Consider the following 15,672-nt stretch of genomic DNA (forward strand, 5'->3'; position numbering starts at 1 on the left):
CTCACTATTTCCGCACGATCAAGAGCGACAGGTAATCCAGCTTCTGCCCCACCAGCGACGCCAGGTCGAAGATTACCTCTTCATCGCTCGACCCAACCCGCCGGATGAAGACCCCCTTCTTCTCCAGCCCTAGGGCCTTGAGCATCCCGTAGACCTGGTCGAAGACCCGGTGCACCTTCATGAAGACCACGGTGTCGAAATCGATGAGGGTCTTGAGGAGCTTCTCCGTCTCGAAGGTGGCGGGAAGGATGGCGATCCGCTCGCCAGCCATCCCCAAGGGAAGACCAGCGGCGACGGCGGCGGCACCCACGCTGGAGATGCCGGGGACCACCTCGATGGGAATCTCGGGGTATTGCTCGCGGAAGATGCGGTAGAGGTAGAGAAAGGTGGAGTAGAGGAACGGGTCGCCAATGGTGATGAAGGCCACGTCGAGTCCCTGCCGGACCCGTTCGACCACTTGGGCGGCGGCCTCCTGCCAGAACGACTCCAGGTCGGCCGGGTCCTTTCGCATGGGAAAGACCTGGACGAGGATCTCCTGGCGGGAGCGGTCGAGAAACTCCTCGACGATGGAGAGGGCGTAACTGGCCGCATCAGCAGCGCCGGTGGGGGTGCAGATGACCGGCACCTGCCGGATGATCCGCTCGGCCTTGCGGGTCAGGAGTTCCGGGTCGCCGGGGCCGACACCGACGGCGTAGATTTTAGCAGGACGATTGTTTGCAGAAGACATGGAATCCATTCTCATATATCAACATTACAGCGAATTCGATTTCGCGTGGAGAGCAAGGCGGCAACGAGGGACCGACGCAGGCGTACTGGAGGTACGTCGAGGAGAGTCCCGACGCAGCCAACGCAGCTATCCGCGTGAAGGCGGATTCGCCTACTCTTCCCCTTTCCAGGCGGCGACAATATAGACGGGATTATGCGCCTCGAACATCTTGTACTCGGTGAGCCCCCGGGTCTTGGCGATGTTGACGCAGGTGACCTCCACGGTGTAGCCGTGGTCCTCCAGGAACTCCACCGCCTTGGTGAGGGTATCCAGGGTGACGGCGTTGAGGACGATCCTACCCTCAGGCTTCAACCGCCGGCTTACCGCGTCGATGATCTCTTCCAGCATGCCGCCGGAGCCGCCGATGAATATCCGGTCCGGATCGGGGAGGTCGTCCAGACCCTCCGGTGCATAGGTCTCGATGAGCATGACGTTGCGGGCGACGAACTTCTTCAGGTTGTCGCGGATGAAGGCGAGATACTGGGGATTCTTCTCCAAGGCGAATATCCGGCCGTTGGGGAGGAGGTTGGACGCCTCGATGGAGACCGAGCCGCTCCCCGCGCCGATGTCCCACATCACCAGGTCGTCCTGCAGCTGCAGTTTCCCCAGGGTGACCGCCCGCACCTCCTGCTTGGTGATGAGCTTCTTGGCGGTGGCGAACTCCTCGTCGTCAATGCCGATGAGGGGATACTGGGTCAGTGACGGCTCCCACGCCTTGATGAGGATGAGGATATTGAGCGCCGAGGCGGGAATATCCACCAGCCCCTTGACATCGGTCTTGGTGAATTTTTCCCCCGCCATTCCCAGGTCCTCGCAGAGCCAGGCATCGTATCCCTCGGCTCCCCGGGCGATCAGCTCCCGGGCTATGGCGGCCGGCGAATTGGTTTCGTCGGTGAGGATTGCCACCTTCTCCGCGGCGATGATCCGGTCGATGGCCCCCTTCAGTCCCCGGCCGTGGACGGAGACGAAGATGGCGTCGTCCCACGGTTCCTTGATCCGGGCGAAGGCATACTGGATGCTCGTTACATTGGGAAATATCTCGATTCGCTCTTTGGAGAGGTTACGCAGCAGAAACCGCCCCACCCCGAAGAAGTTGGGGTCACCGGAGCCGAGCACCACCACCCGCTTCTCCGTTTTCTTGAGGAAGTCGAGCATGAGGGAGAGGTCGCCGAGCACCTGTTTCTCCCCTGCAAAGTCGGGGAAAATGTCCAGGTGCCGCTGGTGACCGATGAGCACGTCGGCCTTGTTGATCACCTCCAGCGCCTTGGCGCCGAACCCTTCCCATCCCGCGATGCCGGCACCGACCAAGTAAACCTTCTGCTGAGGCATGTGACCCCCTCCTATAAAACGAACACTTTTTCACAATATCTGCGTAAGTCTTCTGGATCACTTGTGCGGCGTAGCGCTGCTACGCCTCCGCGTAATCCCTCGACAGCCTTGATCTTGCGAAAAATTGCTCGTTTTAGTTCAGTTTCAGTTCATGCAATAAATGCAAACAGCTCTAATTTTACCCGAAATATAGCACTTCTGCGTTATACCCTGCCAATAAAACTTTCACGTCGGCCCCGGGCGCCACCTTGCCGGCAAACTGTCGTACCCTGTCGCAAACCAGTTTCACGAGCGCCGGATCGTTCCCGGAAGCTTCCAGCACGTGGCGGGCGGTGTTGGCTTCTGCAACGACAGTTTTGAGTTGTGGGTTTCGAGTCTCGAGTTCCAACCATTCCGCCAGCGTCCGCAGATCCAATTCCGACGAGCTGACGTGGGTCTGCTCATGGCCACAGGCAACCTTCAGGAGCTTGGCGAACTGACCGGCGATGACGACCCGTTCCACCCCCTTTCGGACGCAGGCCCGCAGGGCATGCCCCACATGGTCCCCCATCATCACGAAAGCTTCCTCCGCGAGGACTTTGCCTGCCACTGCTTCACCGGTTTCGGATCCCGGATCCCGGATCCCGGCCTTTTGAGCCACCAGCTCGCTGGTCCGCCCCGTGGAAAGCACCACCGTCCGGCAGCCGCACGCCAGGGCCACGTCGATGGCGGTGTCGATGGTGTCGGTCCAGGCCTTTGCCGATAGGGGACGGACGATACCGGTGGTGCCGAGGATGGAGAGCCCCCCCACGATGCCGAGCCGCTCGTTCAAGGTCTTTTTCGCCAGTTCCACGCCGTTGGGGATGCTGACCGTCGCCGTCAGGGTCGCCGGCATGCAGCGCATGGCCAGCACTTCCTTGATAGCCTCCATGATCATCCTCCGCGGCACGGGATTGATGGCCCACTCTCCCGGCGGTACGGCCAGGCCGGGCTTGGTCACCCTGCCGATACCGGCTCCCCCCTCGATGACGATCCGGTGCGGGGTGAAAAACGCCACCCGGATGGTCACATGAACCTCCGCGCCATGGGTCACGTCCGGATCATCCCCCGCATCCTTGACCACATAGCAGGAGGCGCTGGTATCCGTCAACTGCTGGCCATGGAGCGTGAACCGGGCCGTTTCGCCGGTCGGCAGATTGAGGTCGACCGCATCCACGAGAGCCTGGTCCCGGAGCATCTGTGCCGCCCCCTTGGCGGCGGCCGCCGCGCAAGCGCCGGTGGTATAGCCATGGCGAAGTTTTGTTCTGCTCATAGTAAAAACTTTCTGGTGCTTCGCCTGATGAATCAGACGTCATGTCAATCCAATACCACCGGTAGCGGTGCCCCTTCGGCCATAAGCCGCAACGCCCGCTCCCGCACCTCATCCTTCCCCAGTTCCTCCTTGCCCGACAGGTCCTCGATATCGATCCGGACGATGCCGGTCAGGGCAAGCTTCTCCTCCAGGTAGGGGCCGTACCCGCCTTCCGGCTGGTACTTGCGCATGAGGGCGTCGAGAGCGACGATCTGCTCCCCACGATCATCGACTATAACGGCCCGCCCCCGGATGATGACGCTCCGGTAGAGGTACTCGGCCCGGCAGGGGTTCTCGGGAGAACCCTTCACGTAGGCGATGGGAAAGTCCACCTGGAAACAGACCCGCGGGTCGCGGCGGATGTCGTCCAGTTTCTCCCCCTGCAGGGCGCAGTGGAAATAAATCAGCCCCTCGTGGTACGCGAAATTGAGCGGCTTCACCATGGGCCAGCCATCCGCTCCCACTGTCCCGAGCCTCCCCACGGGGCAGCCGTTGAGAAGGTCAATGATGATTGCCGAATCGGTGATCTTCTTGTTCTGTTTACGCATACTACCTCTCAGCGAATTTGTGCATTGATTGTTAGGTTTGGTTTGATCCTGTATATCCTGTACATCCCTGCTAGATAGCTTTTTATGTTGATTTATCTTCAGCAAGTATCAGCAACGCATTCACCACCGCCGCCGCCACGTTGGACCCCCCCTTGCGCCCCCGGTTGGTTATGAACGGAATCTCGGGAAACCCCCGCTCCAACTCCACAAGGGCCGCCTTGCTCTCCGCCGCGCCGACGAACCCGACAGGAAGGCCGACGATGAGGTCGGGGCGTACCCCCTCCTCCCGGATGAGCCGGATCAGCTCGAACAGGGCCGTCGGGGCGTTGCCGATGACGAAGATGCCGTTTCTCCGGTCCGCAACCCCTTTCCGCATGGCAAGGATGGAGCGGGTGATCCCCTGTTCTTTGGCCGCTGCCACCACGGCCGGGTCGGCCACGAAGCAGGCAACCTGGCAGCCAAAGCGGGCCAGGCGAGGCTTGGCAATGCCGGCCAGGGCCATGGTCGTGTCGGTGATGATGCCGCGCCCGCTTTGCAGAACAGCAACCCCTGCGGCAATGGCGGTGGAGGAAAAGACCATGGAGCGGGCATACTCGAAATCGGCACTCGTGTGGATCACCCGGCGCACCACCGGCCACTCGGCTGCCGACCAGGGGTGGGCCCCCACCTCGGCATCGATCATGGCAAACGATTGGGCTTCGATCTCCTCCGGCCGCAGATGTACCGACATCAGTGCCATCCCGTCGCCGTCAAAGATTCGGCAATCCGCTCCACTACCACCTCGGCCAGCTTCCGGTGCACCCCCAGGTGTGTCCCCATGGCAAACTCCACGCGAGGATAGCGCTCCCGGGCTCGGATCATCTCCTCCGGCAGGTCCTCCTGGACATGGGCACCGATAAAGAGGAAGTACGGCATGAGGATTACCCTCTTCGCCCCCTTCGCCACGCAGGCGTCGATTCCCTGCTGGATGTTGGGAAGATGCTGCTCCCGGAACGACACCTCCACGATGTCATAGCCGGTCATCTCTTTCACCATGGCGGCGATCTCGTGTACGGCATCATTCGCCTCGGGAATGCGGCTCCCGTGGGCCATAAGCAGAATTGCTGTTTTCATGAAGACCTCACACTACGTTTATTTTCAAGATATTCAGGATTTCGTGATCATCTCCACAATCTCCCGCCGCGCCTCGCCGACGGTGAGGGGGAGGCGCTGGAACGGGAGCCCGTCCTCATGGGTGAGCTTGTGGATCAGCTCGGCAATGTGGGGGAGACGGAGTTTCACCTGCTCCAAGTCGGCCGGAGCGGTGAACACCTCTTCCGGTGTTCCTCCCCGGACAAGCCGGCCGCGGCTCAATATATGGAGGCGATGGAGGAACAGCGGCACCAGGTCGACGCTGTGGGTCGCCATGACAATGGTCACCCCCTCCTCCCGGTTGAGATGTGTCAGCAGCTCCAGCATCCGGTGTTCCCCCATGGGGTCGAGGCCGGCGGTCGGCTCGTCGAGGAGGAGGATCCCATGTCCCATGGCCAGGAGGCCGGCGATGCAGACCCGCTTCTTCTGTCCGAAGCTGAGGGCATGGATGTTCTTCCCCCCGTACTCGGCCATCTCCACGCTCGCCAGCGCCCCCTCCACGCGCCGCTTCACCTCAGGCTCGTCGAACCCCATGTTGCGCGGGCCGAAGGCCACGTCCTCGAAGACCGTGTGGGCGAAGAGTTGGTCGTCCGGGTTCTGGAACACCAGCCCCACCTTCCGGTAGATGTCGCGGGGATGGATCCGGCACACGTCCTCACCGTCCAGCAGCACCTGCCCGGAGTACTCCTTGATCAGGCCGTCCATGATCTTCAGGAGTGTCGTCTTCCCCGAGCCGTTGGAGCCGAGAATGCCGCAGAATTCGCCCTGTTTCACGTCAATACGGATATCCGCCAACGCCACCGTGCCGTCGGGATACCTGAATGCGTCGAGATCAACCGAAAGTCGGGCTAAATCCGCCACAGCGCCCCCATACAGGCCACCACCAAAAGCGCCGCCACAACTTCAGCCAGCCGGAACGGCCGGTGTTTCAGCAACGGCATGGTGCCGTCGTAGCCCCGCTGGACCATGGCGGTTGTGATGTTCTGGCTGTTGTCGAAGGCCTTGATGACGAGAGCGCCCGTCAGGGTCCCGAAGGAGCGGAGCCCCCGCCGGTAGCCGGCATAACCGAGGCGGTTCTTCTGGGCCGCATAGACCACCTGGGCGTCGTCCAGGAGGACGAACAGGTAGCGCCAGGCAAAGAGCGCCACCTCGATGAACCCCTTCGGCACCCGGAGCCATGCCAGGGCTCCCATCAGGTCGGTGAAGGGGGTGGTAAAGCCGACCGCCGCCACCACCGTTACCGCACCGGCGATCCGGCTGGCGATCCGGACCCCTTCCATGAGCCCGTCCCGGTGGCCGACCACCTCCCACCCGGCAATGGTGAAGGAAAAGAGCGGCACCGTGCCGGCAAAGAAGAGCTTGAGAAGGAGCACCATCCCGGCGATGAAGAGCGGTTCGGCGAAGCGGAGCGCCAGCACCCTGGGGCGGACGCCGAGGGAGAGACAGATTCCGCCGCATACTCCGGCAACCAGCAAGGGAAAGGCGATCCCCCGGCAGCTGATCACCATCACCAGGAGCGTCAGGGCACTGAGGAGCTTCACCCGTGCATCGAGGCGAGTCAGCGGGTGGTCGTCATTCTGGGGGTGGCGGGTAAAATGGTGCATGCAACTATTCCTGCGGCCCGGAGGCGCCGGGGCCGCCCTTGGCCTTCTTCTCGCTCACCAGCATCCGCCAGTAATAGCCGCCGGCAAAACCCCCGACGACACCTGCCACGAGAAAGGCGAAGAGGAGCAGATCCCCTTCCCCAGGATCGATGAGCGGTTTATGCGCCTCACGGCCATGCTCCTTCGCGATCTTCTCCACCACAGTCTCGTCCACGCCGGTATAGGGCTTGGGGCCGAGGGTGAAGAAATAGAAGACATACATCACCGTGGGGAGGAGGATGATATGGAGGAGAAAAATCCGCCATCTTCGTTTCCGTTCAGGCATGGGCTGTCAGCTCCTTTTCCGTGATGACCCGCATCTTGACGAGGAGGTCGGGGCGTTTTTTGTAGAGCAGCACCACCATCCCGGCGGTCATGGCCCCCTCCAGGAGCCCCAGGGGGAGCTGGGTCGGGATGAAGGCAACGAGGATTTTTACAAACAGCGGCAGGAACGGCTCACTGCCACGAATACCGGAAGCAAGCTCCACCGACGTGGTGGCATAGGTGGCCCAGTCCGTAAGGAGTCCGGCAAAGAACCCCGCCACCCCCAGGCTCGCTCCCATGGTGCGGAGTCCCCGGAAGACGAACCACCCCATGAAGGAGCCGACCACCCCCATGGAGACGACGTCCGCCCCCCAGGTGGAAAGCCCGCCGTGGGCGAGGAAGAGCGCCTGGATGAGGAGCGCCACCCCGCTGATGAGGATGCTCACGAAGGGGCCGACCAGGATCGCCGCGATCCCCGTGCCGCAGGGATGGGAGCAGGTGCCGGCGGTGGGAACCGGGATCGGCATGCAGGAAATGATGAACACCACCGCCGCCATCAACCCCACCAGCGGCTTGAAGGAGAGGTCGTCTTTCGCCAGCATGTTCAGTCGTTTGATCCCCAGCGCCACGAACGGCACCGCCACCGCGAACCAGAGAGCAGCCCAGTTGAACGGCAGAATCCCCTCGGAGATGTGCATGGCATGGGCGGGGGAGGCAGCCAGCAACAATATAACGACAAAAAGTCTTTTCACAAAAACCTCAAAACAAATTTTACCGCAGAGGACGCAGAGCAACGCAGAGAAAATCGTTAAATACGTTTATGTTAAATCTTATCCCCCCGCAGATCCCCTGCAAACAGCTTCCCCGCCCCCCGCGATGCACAGAAATCTCCGCACATGGTGCAGGTGGCTTCGTCCTCGGGGGTACGGCTGGCGCGGATGGCGCGGGCGTCCTCCGGATAGAGGGCGAGTTCGAACTGTTTCTCCCAGTTGAGGTCGCGACGCGCCTTGGACATCTCACGGTCCCGCTCTCGCCCCTTCTCCGGGTACTTGTTCATGTCGCCGATGTAGGCGGCGATCTTGGCCGCCTTCACCCCCTGGCGGACGTCCTCCTCGTTGGGGAGGGCCAGGTGCTCGGCGGGGGTGATGTAGCAGATGAGGTCGGCACCGAAGCGGCTCGACTGGGCCGCGCCGATGGCGGCGGTGATGTGGTCGAAGCCGGGGGCGACATCGGTGGAGATGGGGCCGAGCATGTAGTAGGGGGCGCCGCCGCTCATCCGCTTCTGGAGCTGGATATTCCCCTCCACCTCGTCCAGCGGCACATGGCCGGGACCTTCCACGAGCATCTGGCATCCCATCTCCCGGCCGATCTCCGCCAGCTCGCAGTTGATGAGGAGTTCCTGGATCTGGGCCCGGTCCGAACTGTCGTGGATCGCCCCGGCCCGCAGGCCGTTCCCCAGGGAAAGGACCGTGTCGTACTTCTTCAGGATGGAGGTCACCCGGTCGAACTTTTCGTAGAGGGGGTTTTCCCGATTATTGGCGAGCATCCAGGCGACCATGGAGACGCCACCCTTGGAGACCAGCCCGCCGTAGCGGTACCCCTGCTTCCGGAGCCGTTCAATGGTGTAGAGGTTGATCCCGCAATGGACCGCCATGAACGCCATGCCGTCGGCGCATTGCCGCTCGATCAGGTCGAAGAGCATCTCCTCGTCAAGCTTGTTGGGATCGCCGTATTTCCGGGCCGCCTCGCAGAAGGCCTGGTAAAGGGGGACGTTCCCCACGGGGAGGTCCACGGCGGCGATCACCTCCCGCCGCACCCGGTCCAGGTCCCCTCCCACGGAGAGCTCCATGAGGGTATCGGCCCCCGATTCCTGGGCAGCCTTTGCCTTCCTGACCTCGGCCTCGTAATCGACGATGTCGGATGAGGTGCCGATGGAGGCATTCACCTTGGTCCTGAGCCCCTTGCCGATCCCCACGGCCAGTGGTTTCCGGCCATGGTTCCAGGGGATGACGATCTTCCCCGCGGCAACCATCTGCCGGACATACTCGGTGGTCACCCCTTCGTCTTTTGCTACGGTGGCCATCTGGGTGGATACGATCCCCTCGCGGGCCAGTTCGATCTGGGTTTTCATGCGTAACTCCTTAAAAGTACGTACTAACAGGGATAATCAGGATATTCAGGATAGGAATTCATTTGTTTCAAATGCCTGAGTTTTTCGATTCGATCCCAACCATTTTGTTCGTTCTTCCGGGTTGATTCAGCCTTCGCCTTTAATCCTGATTATCCTGAATATCCCTGTTCAAATGATTAAATTTCCTGCAGCTCTCCACGAACGCCGCCGCCATCCCCGGCGAGCTGCCGAAGTGGAGATGGATGTAGGAGGCGAGGCAGTTCCTGAAACGGTACCCTTCCGGCTCCAGGTCGGTCCCCTGCCTGCGGACACGGTAGAGCCGCTCGGCGACCGCAGGAATCTCCTCCATCTCCGAGTAGTGGAACTCATGGCCACGGGCGACGGTCCCCGCCGGGCCGATGATGGAATCGGCGACCGTCTCGATCTCCCGGTAGCCGAGGGCCTTGCGGCGCGGCAGCATGCGGGTGGTGACCGGAAAGACCCCGGCCAGTTCGTGAAACGATACCGGCTCGCTGGTGGTGTCCTCCACGCCTCGCGTCAGGTAGATGAACCCGCCGCACTCGGCATAGAGCGGGGTACCGGCGGCAATGGCTTCGAGGATGGCCCCCTTCATGGCCATGTTGTCGGCCAGGGCGTCGGCAAAGACCTCCGGGTAGCCGCCGGGGAGGTAGATTCCCCCGATGGCGGCGGGGAGTGCTTCGTTCCGCAGCGGCGAAAAGAACGCGATCTCGGCACCCGCCTCCTGCAACAGCCGCAAGTTGTCCTCGTAGACAAAGCAGAACGCCTCGTCCCTCGCCACCGCTATCCGCACAAGCGTCCCCACTTCAACTGCTGTCGGCGGTGTGACGAAGGGGAGCGGCAGGTCGGCGGCCGGGGATGTCCCCATCGCCCAGATCAGCCCCAGGTCGATATGCTGCCGGGTGACCGCCGCCAGATGGTCCAGGTACTCATCCGGCAGGGGGTTTTCCTCCGCGGTCAGAAGCCCCAGGTGGCGGGACGGGATATCGAGCCGGCTTTCCCGGGGGAGCCAGCCGACGACCTTCGGGCCGGAACCGAGTGATTCCACTGCCTCCCGCAGGATGCGGGCGTGGTTCTCGCTCGCCACGTTGTTAAAGATCACCCCGGCAACCCGCACCAGGGGGTCGAATTCGGCAAACCCCTTGACCAGCGCCGCCACACTCCGTGCCTGACCACGGGCATCCACCACCAGGATGACCGGCGCACCGGTCAACTTGGCCACCTGGGAGGTACTCCCCTCTTCCCGTACCCCTCCCACGCCGTCGAACAGCCCCATGACCCCCTCGATGACGGCGATGTCCGCGCCGGAGGCATGATGGAGAAACGTCTCACGCACGAAGTCGGGCGGGCACATCCAGCCGTCCAGGTTGATGGAGGGACGGCCGGTCACGAGCCGATGATAGCCGGGATCGATGTAGTCGGGACCCACCTTGAACGGAGCGACCTTCAGCCCGCGTCGCTTCAGGCACTCCATGATACCGAGGGTGACGGTGGTCTTGCCCGACCCGCTCATGGGGGCGGCGATGATGATGGATTTCATAACTTTTGTTCCTTAAGTGACCCGCCTGGCAGAGATCCTGTCACTACGTGAAACGCGATTTTTTCGCAAGGTCAAGGCGCGTTTCATCCATTCAACAGCTTCACGACTGTCTTGCCGTCCCCATAATAATCGATGATATTGAGACAGGCGTAGTTCTGCTCGATATTGAAGAGCGCCGACAGCGGCGCCCCGATGGCGTTGAGGAGGATCACCCGGTTCACCCCGCCATGCCCCACCACAAGCACCTCTTCACCCCGGTGCCGCTCGACGATGCCGTCGATGACCGGCATGACCCGGCTCTCCAGGTCGAGCAGGTTCTCCCCCTCCGTCACGCGGTAGTGGACGATGTCGTCCAGGCGCGCCTGCCACTCAACCGGATAGGTGGCCATCAGCTCCTGCCAGGTCATCCCTTCCCAGATGCCGATGTTCAGTTCCCGAAGGTTCGTCTCCCGCACCGGCTCAACGCCGAAATGACCACCGAGGATGCCGGCACCGGTCGTACAGCGCGTCAGGTCGCTCGTGTAGCAGGCGGCGATCCGCGCCCCGTCGAAGCGCCCCTTCAGTTCGTGGTACTGGGCCACGCCCCGCTCGGTGAGCCCCACGTCGGCATGGCCGTTGTAGCGGGGGATTCCCGCTCCCACCACCTCGCCGTGGCGGATGAGATAGATTCTGGTTTTCGGTGTCATAAACTGTTCCTTGCTATTTTACCAGCGCCAGGATTGCCAGGAGCGCGGCAATCTCGTTCAGCTCGCTGGCGCAACCGATGATGTCCCCCGTGATCCCGCCGAGTCGTCGGTGGAACCAGGCCTTGAGCCCCCAGGTGAGGGAGTAGAGGATGATGCAGCAGTATATTCCCGGCACCCCCAGGAGGAGAAACGCCGCGGAAAGGGTGACGATGTAGGCGACGGCGAACTGGACCGCCCCGGCTCCGCCGACGAATGTCGCGCCGAGACCGTCAGCTCTGGCCCTCAATGCGCCGACCGTCATCTGCACCTGGGCCATGCGGGCTACCATGGGAAAGAAGAGGAGCGCCGCCCGCTTCTGGTCCGGCGGAACATGGAGGAGCGCCTGGTACTTGAGAAGGAGTCCCAGCACCAGAGCCACCACCCCCACCGCACCGGTGCGTGAGTCCTTCATCACTGCCAGGAACCGCTCCTTCCCCCCCCGGGCTGCAAGACCGTCAAAGACATCCGCCAGGCCGTCCAGATGGAGCGCTCCCGTGACAGCCGCCAGGGCGGTGATGAGCAGCAGGTCGGTCACCGGCCGGGGGAAGACGAACCCGAGCAGGTAGTCGAGTCCGGCCAGAAAGAGACCTATGGTCAGCCCCACCACTGGGAAGAGGGCCATGGAACGCCCCATATCCTCCTCTTCGCAGCGAACTGTGAAAGGGAGGGGGATGATGGTAAGAAACTGGAGTGCGATGACATAAAGGCGCATAAATCGGGACTCGGGACTCGGGACTCGTTATTCGGCAATCGGTTTTCCGGGTCCCGGATCCCGGATCCCGGTTTTACGGCTTTTGAGTTTATCTCAAAACTTCATCACTTACCCCCGCCTGCTCGAACGTGGCCATCTCCTTCAACACCTTCACCCCCGCCTCGATGAGCCCCATGGCGAGCGCAGCGCCGGTCCCTTCGCCAAGGCGGAACTGGAGGTCGAGGATCGGAGCGGCACCGATCCGCTCCAGCATGAAGCGATGACCGATCTCCACTGACTCGTGGGCAGCGAAGATGTACTCCCGCACATGGGGGTTCATTTCGCAGGCGATGAGCGCCCCGGCCGTTGAGATGAAACCGTCCACCACCACCGGCACCCGGTTGGCGGCAGCGCCAAGGACGAGCCCTGCGATGCCGGCGATCTCCAACCCTCCCACCTTGGCAAGCACGTCGAGGGGATCGGCCGGATCGGGTTGATTCAGCGCCACCCCCGCCTTGATGACACGGACCTTGTTTTCCAGAGCCCGGTCGCCGATCCCGGTACCGCGGTGGGTCACCTCTTCCACCGATTTCCCCGAAAGGATGGCAATAATGGCCGAAGAAGGGGTGGTATTGCCGATCCCCATCTCGCCCGTGCCAAGCATGGCAACACCGTCCCGCTTCGCCTGACCGGCCAGTTCGATCCCCACCTCCAGGGCGGCCACCGCCTCATCACGGGTCATGGCCGGTCCCTTGGCAAAGTTCCGGGTCCCGCGGGCCACCTTGCGGACCAGCAACCCCGGCGCCGGCCCGAAGTCATAATCGACCCCGATATCCACCACCCGGACCTCGACTCCTGCATGGCGGGCCAGGACATTGACCCCCGCACCCCCGTTGAGGAAGTTGAGGACCATCTGGGGAGTCACCTCCTTCGGAAAGGCCGACACTCCCTCCTCCACCACCCCATGGTCACCGGCAAAGGTGTAGATAACCTTCTTCGCCGTATCAGGCTCCAGATTACCGCTGATGGCGGCAAAACGGCGGGCAAACTCCTCCAGCCGCCCCAGGGAGCCGAGGGGTTTGGTCTTGTTGTCCAGCCGACGCTGCGCCTCCTGGAGAAGGGCGGCATCGACAGGCCTGATGGCGGCAAGGGTTTCAGTCAACAAGCTCATAACAAACTCCTTATCAATCACAGAATAAAGCAACACTCACGATTTCAGCCTTTCAGTTTCAACGGCAACCCGGAGAACGTGACATACACCTCATCCGCCGCCGCCGCCAGTAGTTCGTTCGCTTCTCCCGCCAGGTCGCGGAAGGTGCGGGCCAGGCGGTTTTCCGGGACGATCCCCATCCCCACCTCACTGGAAACGAGGATAACCGGGGTCTGGAGAGTCGGGAGGAGGGCGGCGAGGCTTCTGACCTCATCCATCACCCGGGCCGGGTCGTCGTGGGTAAGGAGGAGGTTGGTCAGCCAGAGGGTGACACAGTCCACGAGTACCGCCCGGAAGTAGCCGTCGTGCCCCGTCAGCACCCCCGTCAGGTCCAGCGGTTCCTCCATGGTCTGCCACTGTGCACCGCGCCTTGCCTGGTGCCGGGCGATCCGCTCCGCCATCTCTCCGTCGCCGGCATGGCCGGTAGCGAGGTAGCCGAGTGGCTCTCCATAGGCCACGGAGAGGCTTTCCGCCAGGCGGCTCTTGCCGCTCCGGGCTCCGCCGGTGATGAAGGTCAATTTTGCCATAAAAAAACACCCCGCTTCCGTAAGGGAAAGGGGGTGTCAACAGGTACTGGTCTGCCCGGCCCCTCTCCTTCGGAGGTTGCGTACTGGGTTCAACCTGGCAGGTTTCCTGACTTACGGGTCACTTTACTAGCCGCGCCTTCCCGATAAAACTCAGTGGCGTCGTGCGGCGTTCATCACCGTTCACAGTTGCGGGACAGTGGGGGATTCGCACCCCCTTCCCTATTATCTCTTTTCAGAGCACCAGATCGAATCACGAGCAACGCCATCTGACGTTACCCATGGGTAATGCTATTCAATTGTAGGAAAATTTCTAGCAGAGTGCCGGGGTAAAGTCAAACAGAATATGGTTGATCATTCCTCATCATCACGGCTCACTGCCAGGAGTCGTTCGATCGCCACCCAGATGGCGTCCTTACCCTCTTTTGAGAGAGCGGAGAAAAAGTGCAGCTCCTCCTTCTCCACCTCCAGAGTGCGGGCGATGAGGGCCGCCTGGCGAGCCCGCTCGTTCTTGGAGACCTTGTCGCACTTGGTCACGACCAACAAGGGGGGAACGCTGTAGGCACGAAGCCATTCCAGCATCTGCCGGTCCTCGGCAGTCGGTACCCGGCGGATATCGAGAATCAGCACCACCACCCGAAGGTTGTCCCGGCTGGAGAGGTAGGTCTCCATCATCGGGCCCCACTGCTTCTTCACCGCCAGGGGAACCTTGGCAAAGCCGTACCCTGGCAGGTCGACGAGCATGAACGCGCCATTGACCCCGAAAAAGTTGATAAGCTGGGTACGCCCCGGCGTGGAACTGGTCCGGACCAGGTTCTTCCGATTCAGAAGCACGTTGATGAGGGATGATTTCCCCACGTTGGAGCGACCGGCAAACGCGATCTCCGGCAGTTCCCCCGACGGGTAGTGGGCAGGTTTGGTGGCGCTGGTTATGAATTCGGTGGTTTTGACGAGCACGGTGTTCCCCGTTCAGCGAAATGAGCGGGTAGTATAGACCGCGGGGAGGCGCCTGGCAATGTGAAAAAAACCTCTTTTCCGTCCAACGGTGCTGAGGCCGACCGGATCGGTTTTGGGGGCCGGTCGTGCCGATGGGTTGGACCGAGTATTGTTCACACTAATTAGTTTGACAGGCTGTAGCCAGTTGGCTACAATATGGTCATGACTGAAATCCGCAAAACCGAACTGTTTGCCACATGGCTTGATAGCTTGCGTGACATCCAGGCCAAGGCTCGTGTTCTTATCAGGATCGAGCGTCTTGCCTTGGGAAATGCAGGAGACGTCAAGCCTGTTGGTGAAGGTGTCTCGGAAATGCGGATCGACTACGGTCCCGGCTATCGAGTGTATTTCATCCAACGCGGCAGCGAATTGATCATCCTGCTGGCTGGCGGTGACAAGAGCAGCCAGTCTCGGGATATCAAGGCAGCAATCCGCCTTGCACAGAACTTATAGGAGTTGAAAAATGTCTAAAACAACTACTAGTCGCTATGATGTCGCCGAGCATCTCAGCACTCCGGAAGAAATGGCGGCCTACCTTGAAGCCTCCATTGAAGAAGCTAATGGCGATGCAGCCTTTATCGCCAAGGCGCTTGGTGACATAGCTCGTGCCAAAGGAATGTCGCAGGTTGCGCGAGATGCCGGCCTTTCTCGCGAAAGCCTCTATAAGGCACTTTCAGGAGAGCGAATTCCGGGGTTTGATACGATTTTAAAAATCGTATCGGCTCTGGGACTCAAACTCCACGCAGAAGCTCGATAAATCTTTTTACCCCAATTTTCAATCCATTCCCGTACGGATTTTGCCTGTTATGAGATATACAGTGACTGG

Annotated in this window: 18 protein-coding genes, 1 pseudogene and 1 riboswitch; of the genes and pseudogenes, 2 read left to right on the forward strand and 17 right to left on the reverse strand. The window is 61.5% G+C overall.

The window, feature by feature from the left end; genetic code table 11:
* Positions 1-4: 4 nt before the first annotated feature.
* The 17 genes and pseudogenes from cobI to yihA all read right to left on the reverse strand — a co-directional run bounded on the left by cobI (position 5) and on the right by yihA (position 14,807).
* The gene (cobI, locus tag LDN04_RS01960) at positions 5-727 is read right to left on the reverse strand and encodes a precorrin-2 C(20)-methyltransferase (RefSeq protein WP_223905808.1); all 723 of its coding nucleotides are present in this window, start codon (positions 725-727) and stop codon (positions 5-7) included.
* 150 nt (positions 728-877) lie between these two features.
* On the reverse strand, positions 878-2,095 hold the full coding sequence (gene cbiE, locus LDN04_RS01965; protein ID WP_223905810.1) for a precorrin-6y C5,15-methyltransferase (decarboxylating) subunit CbiE: 1,218 nt from the start codon (positions 2,093-2,095) through the stop codon (positions 878-880).
* A 178-nt stretch (positions 2,096-2,273) separates the two neighbouring features.
* Complete coding sequence (locus LDN04_RS01970) at positions 2,274-3,386, reverse strand: cobalt-precorrin-5B (C(1))-methyltransferase (protein ID WP_223905812.1); 1,113 nt, start codon at positions 3,384-3,386, stop codon at positions 2,274-2,276.
* Between the two features lie 44 nt (positions 3,387-3,430).
* Positions 3,431-3,973, reverse strand: a complete 543-nt coding sequence (locus tag LDN04_RS01975; RefSeq protein WP_223905814.1) for a pyridoxamine 5'-phosphate oxidase family protein — start codon at positions 3,971-3,973, stop codon at positions 3,431-3,433.
* 82 nt (positions 3,974-4,055) lie between these two features.
* Positions 4,056-4,703 carry a precorrin-8X methylmutase gene (locus LDN04_RS01980; protein ID WP_223905816.1) on the reverse strand — a complete coding sequence of 216 codons (648 nt, stop codon included), beginning with the start codon at positions 4,701-4,703 and terminating at the stop codon, positions 4,056-4,058.
* Entirely contained in the window at positions 4,703-5,086 is a 384-nt protein-coding gene (locus LDN04_RS01985) for a sirohydrochlorin chelatase (protein ID WP_223905818.1), read from the reverse strand. The genes LDN04_RS01980 and LDN04_RS01985 overlap by 1 nt, the downstream gene beginning before the upstream one ends.
* 33 nt (positions 5,087-5,119) lie before the next feature.
* Entirely contained in the window at positions 5,120-5,965 is an 846-nt protein-coding gene (locus LDN04_RS01990) for an energy-coupling factor ABC transporter ATP-binding protein (protein WP_223905820.1), read from the reverse strand.
* Positions 5,953-6,708: a cobalt ECF transporter T component CbiQ gene (cbiQ, locus tag LDN04_RS01995; protein WP_223905822.1), complete on the reverse strand. Its 756-nt coding sequence runs from the start codon at positions 6,706-6,708 to the stop codon at positions 5,953-5,955. The genes LDN04_RS01990 and cbiQ overlap by 13 nt, the downstream gene beginning before the upstream one ends.
* 4 nt (positions 6,709-6,712) lie before the next feature.
* Positions 6,713-6,928 (reverse strand): annotated as a pseudogene (locus tag LDN04_RS02000) (hypothetical protein); the annotation flags it as partial.
* 97 nt (positions 6,929-7,025) lie between these two features.
* The gene (locus LDN04_RS02005; RefSeq protein ID WP_223913320.1) at positions 7,026-7,709 is read right to left on the reverse strand and encodes an energy-coupling factor ABC transporter permease; all 684 of its coding nucleotides are present in this window, start codon (positions 7,707-7,709) and stop codon (positions 7,026-7,028) included.
* 125 nt (positions 7,710-7,834) lie between these two features.
* Positions 7,835-9,142, reverse strand: coding sequence for a phosphomethylpyrimidine synthase ThiC (gene thiC, locus LDN04_RS02010; protein ID WP_223905824.1), 1,308 nt, complete (start codon positions 9,140-9,142; stop codon positions 7,835-7,837).
* A 139-nt stretch (positions 9,143-9,281) separates the two neighbouring features.
* Positions 9,282-10,700, reverse strand: coding sequence for a cobyrinate a,c-diamide synthase (locus tag LDN04_RS02015; RefSeq protein WP_223905825.1), 1,419 nt, complete (start codon positions 10,698-10,700; stop codon positions 9,282-9,284).
* 83 nt (positions 10,701-10,783) lie between these two features.
* A complete protein-coding gene (gene cobC, locus LDN04_RS02020; protein ID WP_223905827.1) occupies positions 10,784-11,386 on the reverse strand; it encodes an alpha-ribazole phosphatase in 603 nt (200 codons plus the stop codon).
* Positions 11,387-11,399: 13 nt separating this feature from the next.
* A complete protein-coding gene (gene cobS, locus LDN04_RS02025) occupies positions 11,400-12,137 on the reverse strand; it encodes an adenosylcobinamide-GDP ribazoletransferase (RefSeq protein WP_223905828.1) in 738 nt (245 codons plus the stop codon).
* Positions 12,138-12,225: 88 nt separating this feature from the next.
* Positions 12,226-13,287 (reverse strand): nicotinate-nucleotide--dimethylbenzimidazole phosphoribosyltransferase, encoded by a 1,062-nt coding sequence (gene cobT, locus LDN04_RS02030; protein WP_223905830.1) that lies wholly within the window; start codon positions 13,285-13,287, stop codon positions 12,226-12,228.
* 44 nt (positions 13,288-13,331) lie between these two features.
* Positions 13,332-13,853, reverse strand: a complete 522-nt coding sequence (cobU, locus tag LDN04_RS02035; RefSeq protein ID WP_223905831.1) for a bifunctional adenosylcobinamide kinase/adenosylcobinamide-phosphate guanylyltransferase — start codon at positions 13,851-13,853, stop codon at positions 13,332-13,334.
* A gap of 78 nt (positions 13,854-13,931) precedes the next feature.
* Positions 13,932-14,113, reverse strand: a riboswitch (cobalamin riboswitch).
* Between the two features lie 91 nt (positions 14,114-14,204).
* Positions 14,205-14,807, reverse strand: a complete 603-nt coding sequence (yihA, locus tag LDN04_RS02040) for a ribosome biogenesis GTP-binding protein YihA/YsxC (RefSeq protein ID WP_223905833.1) — start codon at positions 14,805-14,807, stop codon at positions 14,205-14,207.
* Positions 14,808-15,008: 201 nt separating this feature from the next.
* Here yihA and LDN04_RS02045 point away from each other — a divergent pair, with 201 nt between their 5' ends.
* Positions 15,009-15,299, forward strand: a complete 291-nt coding sequence (locus LDN04_RS02045) for a type II toxin-antitoxin system RelE/ParE family toxin (RefSeq protein ID WP_223905835.1) — start codon at positions 15,009-15,011, stop codon at positions 15,297-15,299.
* A gap of 10 nt (positions 15,300-15,309) precedes the next feature.
* Positions 15,310-15,603, forward strand: coding sequence for an addiction module antidote protein (locus tag LDN04_RS02050; protein ID WP_223905836.1), 294 nt, complete (start codon positions 15,310-15,312; stop codon positions 15,601-15,603).
* The last annotated feature ends 69 nt before the right edge of the window (positions 15,604-15,672 follow it).

The sequence above is a fragment of the Geobacter sp. AOG1 genome, assembly GCF_019972315.1.
Taxonomy (GTDB): domain Bacteria; phylum Desulfobacterota; class Desulfuromonadia; order Geobacterales; family Geobacteraceae; genus Geomobilimonas.

Coding starts and splice junctions, on each gene's coding strand:
- LDN04_RS01980 (WP_223905816.1), bottom strand. CDS start 4,703: ATGTCGGTACATCTGCGGCCGGAGGAGATCGAAGCCCAATCGTTTGCC.
- cobS (WP_223905828.1), bottom strand. CDS start 12,137: ATGCGCCTTTATGTCATCGCACTCCAGTTTCTTACCATCATCCCCCTC.
- LDN04_RS02015 (WP_223905825.1), bottom strand. CDS start 10,700: ATGAAATCCATCATCATCGCCGCCCCCATGAGCGGGTCGGGCAAGACC.
- LDN04_RS02050 (WP_223905836.1), top strand. CDS start 15,310: ATGTCTAAAACAACTACTAGTCGCTATGATGTCGCCGAGCATCTCAGC.
- cobT (WP_223905830.1), bottom strand. CDS start 13,287: ATGAGCTTGTTGACTGAAACCCTTGCCGCCATCAGGCCTGTCGATGCC.
- cobU (WP_223905831.1), bottom strand. CDS start 13,853: ATGGCAAAATTGACCTTCATCACCGGCGGAGCCCGGAGCGGCAAGAGC.
- cobI (WP_223905808.1), bottom strand. CDS start 727: ATGTCTTCTGCAAACAATCGTCCTGCTAAAATCTACGCCGTCGGTGTC.
- cbiE (WP_223905810.1), bottom strand. CDS start 2,095: ATGCCTCAGCAGAAGGTTTACTTGGTCGGTGCCGGCATCGCGGGATGG.
- LDN04_RS01975 (WP_223905814.1), bottom strand. CDS start 3,973: ATGCGTAAACAGAACAAGAAGATCACCGATTCGGCAATCATCATTGAC.
- LDN04_RS02045 (WP_223905835.1), top strand. CDS start 15,009: ATGACTGAAATCCGCAAAACCGAACTGTTTGCCACATGGCTTGATAGC.
- thiC (WP_223905824.1), bottom strand. CDS start 9,142: ATGAAAACCCAGATCGAACTGGCCCGCGAGGGGATCGTATCCACCCAG.
- cobC (WP_223905827.1), bottom strand. CDS start 11,386: ATGACACCGAAAACCAGAATCTATCTCATCCGCCACGGCGAGGTGGTG.
- LDN04_RS01970 (WP_223905812.1), bottom strand. CDS start 3,386: ATGAGCAGAACAAAACTTCGCCATGGCTATACCACCGGCGCTTGCGCG.
- LDN04_RS01985 (WP_223905818.1), bottom strand. CDS start 5,086: ATGAAAACAGCAATTCTGCTTATGGCCCACGGGAGCCGCATTCCCGAG.
- cbiQ (WP_223905822.1), bottom strand. CDS start 6,708: ATGCACCATTTTACCCGCCACCCCCAGAATGACGACCACCCGCTGACT.
- LDN04_RS02005 (WP_223913320.1), bottom strand. CDS start 7,709: ATGCACATCTCCGAGGGGATTCTGCCGTTCAACTGGGCTGCTCTCTGG.